Below are 3,596 nucleotides of genomic sequence, written 5' to 3'. Positions count from 1 at the left end.
CCGCTCTATTCGCAGCGCGCCTGTCGCTCGCTTTTAGCCGCAACACTCCTGAACACACGCGCCGACCGACGGCTTCTGCCGTAGCGGCCTATGGATTTCGCATGCGCATCACCACTGAACTGAAGCCCACGGCGGCACAGTCGCGCTCTTTAGCTGACGCTAAGCCGACTATCTCCAATTCTGTTTGGAAGCCGCAGCCCTGTGGTCTCACCCGCGAAGAATTGCGTAAGATCGTTCTAGAGCAGCTCGGCTGACCTACAGAAACCCGCTCCCTGAGTGATCCTTGAAGGCGTTCGCCCGACAGTTGTAGTCCAGCGCCGCGCGTGAGTCGCGATGTCCACTCTGATTCATGACGCGGGCGAGATCGGCGCCGCGCTCGGCCGCTGTCGTGATGTAGCCGGTCCGGAGCGAGTGCGCCCCAAAGGTCGAGACATCGAGGCCAGCGGTCTTCGTGTACCCCTTCACGATCTCGGCGATGCTACGGACTGTCTGGCGGTTGGGCGCAGCGCTGGCATGCGGAACTGCTCGGGCATCCATACCCATTGTAGCGCCCTCCACCGCTCAGAAAGGTCGAGCGTAGCTTCCGGAGCTTGGACAGGATCTTGGAATGGCTTGCCAGTGCTCCAGTGAATGAGCCGAGGTGACACTTGTCCCCCGTGACCAACCGGCTCTCGGGGCTTCTCATGTTCGGAACGGTCCACAGCCAGTCCGGTTAGCCTCTCGCCCCCTTGAGCCTATTGCGACGTGGATCTTCACCTTCAACCCGCCCGGCCCAGCTGAGGCAGGCGTTCTTCTTCATGCTTGCTCACCAGGTGAACAACGGCCCCGAGGCAACGTTGGCTCTGCGGTGCTACGCGGCAGTAGGGTTAGCGAGACGATGCAGGAGTTGCCGGACATCAGGGAGACAGCAGACCTGCGGGCCCTCCTGGATCGGCAAGAATGCCAGGTGCAGCGGGTTCACCGAGCCTATCAGGCGAACCCTGCACACCGGGGCCACAAGGGCCGGCTGGCGCGACAGGTCCTCGGGGCTCGCTTGGCGCCGCTGGTATGGCAGATCCGCAGGGCCCTGATAGAGATCGGGGAGATCAAGGGCAGCCCGGCACCCCAGAGGCTACCGGCTCTGCTGGTCCAGCAGATCAAACTGGTCCTGCTGGCTCGCACGGTCCGAAGAGGATTACGGGTGTTGCGGGAACGCCAAGTCCTTCTGGATCGGCTGGCACCATTGGGGCCGCTGCCCTGAACGGCTCGCAGGGCCAAGACCTGCAGCTGACGCGTGCGCACACTCTCAGGACAGCTGCTCCTCGCCAACGTGCTTCTGTTCCGGGGTGAACTCGACCTCATCGTCATCGAGAAGTTCGTCGAGTTCGTCGGCAAGGTCGCTCACCTGATTCTCGGTCGCGAACACGCGGATGACCTGGCCGTCATCGGTCTCCATGGTGATCTGATATCCGCCGGGCACCTCTTCCGTCCGGATGTGGGCGAGGATTTTCATCGCAGACATTGCGGCTCTCCGTCCAAGGGCGCGAAGGGCAACGCGCGGCAAACCTGATCGGCCAGCCGCCGCGAGCCTTTTGCTGCCAACGCACTATCTCTCCTGTGTCGAACGCAGGAGATCCGATGCCTGACAGGCCAAGCCACGTCGTCGATCGCGCTGAGACCAGAGCTGCACGAACTGCCGATCGCCAGCGGGTTGCCCAGGAAGTCTGGGCAGAGATCGAAGAACAGCAGCGCGCACGCGACGACAAGACCGAGCGCCTGCGGGCGATGCGGCTTGCTCAGGAGGCCGGGCGTTAGAGCCGAGCCGTCGAGAGCAACAGCCCCGCAACCTCACGGCTCGCGGGGCTTTCTGTTTGTGCCTCGGCCAGATCGCCTAACTCGCGGCAGGGACTGAACCGCCGCCTCGCTGCGCCTGTTGGTCCAGCAGCGGTGAGGTCACTGGCTCCCCCGGTCTGCCATCAGGAGATGCACGTGTTGCGGGTTATCACCACCACCGTGCTCGCCATGAGCTTCCTGTTCCCGGCAGCCGCACTGGCCCAGGCTGGTCCGCCAGATGCAAGTCAACAGGGACCACCCAGTCCTGGAAGGAGCGCAGGCAAGCCCGCGAACCTGTGTCAGGAACTTCTCGCCTTCGTGCATCAGCCTGACCCTGCGCAGAAGGCGGATGCACAACCTGCACAGCTGGCGACTGCCGTGCAGGCACCGAAGACGGGCAGCGAGGAATCGAAGCCCTCCGGTACTGCCGGCGCCCCGCAGCAGACCTCGGGCCAAAGCGGGCAGATCCCGAACTCTGGTCCGGGCGCCGCAGGCCCGCAAGGACAGTCACAGAACGCGGCTGCTCCCTCCGGAGCTACGGCCAACGTGGCTCCCAATCCGCAATCAGCGCCTCAGGCGCAAGGCCAACCAGCTCCGCAGCCAGCCCCGGCTCAGCCTGCCGCACCCAAGGCTCCGAAGCCGACTGCCGAGGCCATCCAGAAGGTGGAGCAAGCCGCCGCCGGCAACGATCTGCAGAGCTGCCGAGCGGTTGGACAGCAGATGCGCCGAGCCGGTGTTGCGGTGCCCGCGCCACTCTTGGCGTTGATGGCACTCAAATCGGAGCTTCTGGAGACAGCCCAGCAGCCGTGACGGCCTGAAATCCAAGGGGCGCCTGATACCAGCACAGAGTTGCTCTGGAGCCCCGCAGCCTCAGGCTCGCGGGGCTTTTCGCTGGTGCTGCGGCGCGTCCGGCGTGGGGTTCATCCCAGAGAACAACGGCCCTGGCGTTCGGCTGTGGAGAGCGTAGGCTGCCTCACTGCGCCTCGTGCTAGCGAGATTGCTCCGCAAGGCAGCCGAGGTTGGGCAGGGCAGACTGCGCCGGCGAGTTCAGGATGCGCCGCTATGGAATATGATCCGGCCGAACTGGCGCATCTGCGCGAGATGCGCTGCCTCTCCAAAGACGCGCGTGGTTACATCATCTACGCTGGCCTCACGCGCTTAGAGTCCGAGGAGTATTTTGCGCTCACGCGACCAGGCGGTGCCGATCGCCATGAGGGTGAAGCGTCCGGTGCTCACAATGCGCGCCGCGCCCGGTTTCTGGCGCTGCATCACAGAATGAGGAACGCTCAGCTCCAAGCCATGGCCCGCGATCGGCCGGCAGGCAACGGATCCGCCGAGCCTCTTGTTGTCCCCGAGACGCCCAAAGGTCCGGGCGCGGAGGAAACATGAAGAAGCTCGCAATTCTGACGACGCTGGCGCTCGTGTGCGCCGGTCCCGTCCTCGCTCAGGGCCGGCCGGCCGAAAGTTCGTCGGCAGCTTCCGGAAACGCCGAGGAGAACAACAAGCCGCGCTCCAATTCAGCCGGCGGCGGCGGCGGTTCGGGAGGCGGTCAGTAAGATCGCGGCACGAACTGGCGCATGATCAAGGCCCGCCCGGTCCGCCGCGGCGGGCTTCTCTCCGTGATAGGCGGGGATGAGGTGCGATTTTCGCAAATCAATCCGCACCGAATCCGCCCGAGATGACGCGCTCGCCGAGCTTGCGGTCAACCATCCGGACCGTCCGGTCGATCTCGGCGTCAGGCGCCCCGAGCTGGTGCGAGATCAACTTGACCAGCACGTCAACCC

General features: G+C 64.7%; 7 protein-coding genes. 5 read left to right on the top strand and 2 right to left on the bottom strand.

The window, feature by feature from the left end; all coding sequences use genetic code 11:
- Positions 1–254, top strand: a 254-nt coding sequence (locus MOX02_RS31965; RefSeq protein WP_210250428.1) for a hypothetical protein, incomplete at its 5' end; no start/stop codon positions are given.
- 1 nt (position 255) lies between these two features.
- Here MOX02_RS31965 and MOX02_RS29800 read toward each other — a convergent pair.
- Entirely contained in the window at positions 256–543 is a 288-nt protein-coding gene (locus tag MOX02_RS29800) for a tyrosine-type recombinase/integrase (protein ID WP_238179996.1), read from the bottom strand.
- A 742-nt stretch (positions 544–1,285) separates the two neighbouring features.
- Positions 1,286–1,501, bottom strand: coding sequence for a hypothetical protein (locus MOX02_RS29795; RefSeq protein WP_147029376.1), 216 nt, complete (start codon positions 1,499–1,501; stop codon positions 1,286–1,288).
- Between the two features lie 116 nt (positions 1,502–1,617).
- On the opposite strand from MOX02_RS29795, the gene MOX02_RS31685 reads away from it, so the two are divergent.
- The 4 genes from MOX02_RS31685 (at position 1,618) to MOX02_RS31680 (ending at position 3,368) form a co-directional block, all read left to right on the top strand.
- The gene (locus MOX02_RS31685) at positions 1,618–1,794 is read left to right on the top strand and encodes a hypothetical protein (protein WP_170268054.1); all 177 of its coding nucleotides are present in this window, start codon (positions 1,618–1,620) and stop codon (positions 1,792–1,794) included.
- Positions 1,795–1,971: 177 nt separating this feature from the next.
- Positions 1,972–2,622 carry a hypothetical protein gene (locus MOX02_RS29790; RefSeq protein ID WP_238179999.1) on the top strand — a complete coding sequence of 217 codons (651 nt, stop codon included), beginning with the start codon at positions 1,972–1,974 and terminating at the stop codon, positions 2,620–2,622.
- Between the two features lie 252 nt (positions 2,623–2,874).
- Positions 2,875–3,201, top strand: coding sequence for a hypothetical protein (locus MOX02_RS29785; RefSeq protein ID WP_147029375.1), 327 nt, complete (start codon positions 2,875–2,877; stop codon positions 3,199–3,201).
- Entirely contained in the window at positions 3,198–3,368 is a 171-nt protein-coding gene (locus MOX02_RS31680) for a hypothetical protein (RefSeq protein ID WP_170268053.1), read from the top strand. Before MOX02_RS29785 ends, MOX02_RS31680 begins: the two co-directional genes overlap by 4 nt.
- The last annotated feature ends 228 nt before the right edge of the window (positions 3,369–3,596 follow it).

The organism is Methylobacterium oxalidis, assembly GCF_007992195.1.
Taxonomy (GTDB): Bacteria; Pseudomonadota; Alphaproteobacteria; order Rhizobiales; family Beijerinckiaceae; genus Methylobacterium; species Methylobacterium oxalidis.
Note: the sequence above shows the minus strand (reverse complement) of the source record. Positions and strands in the feature narration are given on the sequence as shown.

Excerpts from the sequence above, each read along its gene's own strand:
- MOX02_RS29800 (WP_238179996.1), bottom strand. The coding sequence starts at position 543 with ATGGGTATGGATGCCCGAGCAGTTCCGCATGCCAGCGCTGCGCCCAAC.
- MOX02_RS29795 (WP_147029376.1), bottom strand. The coding sequence starts at position 1,501 with ATGTCTGCGATGAAAATCCTCGCCCACATCCGGACGGAAGAGGTGCCC.
- MOX02_RS31685 (WP_170268054.1), top strand. The coding sequence starts at position 1,618 with ATGCCTGACAGGCCAAGCCACGTCGTCGATCGCGCTGAGACCAGAGCT.
- MOX02_RS29785 (WP_147029375.1), top strand. The coding sequence starts at position 2,875 with ATGGAATATGATCCGGCCGAACTGGCGCATCTGCGCGAGATGCGCTGC.
- MOX02_RS31680 (WP_170268053.1), top strand. The coding sequence starts at position 3,198 with ATGAAGAAGCTCGCAATTCTGACGACGCTGGCGCTCGTGTGCGCCGGT.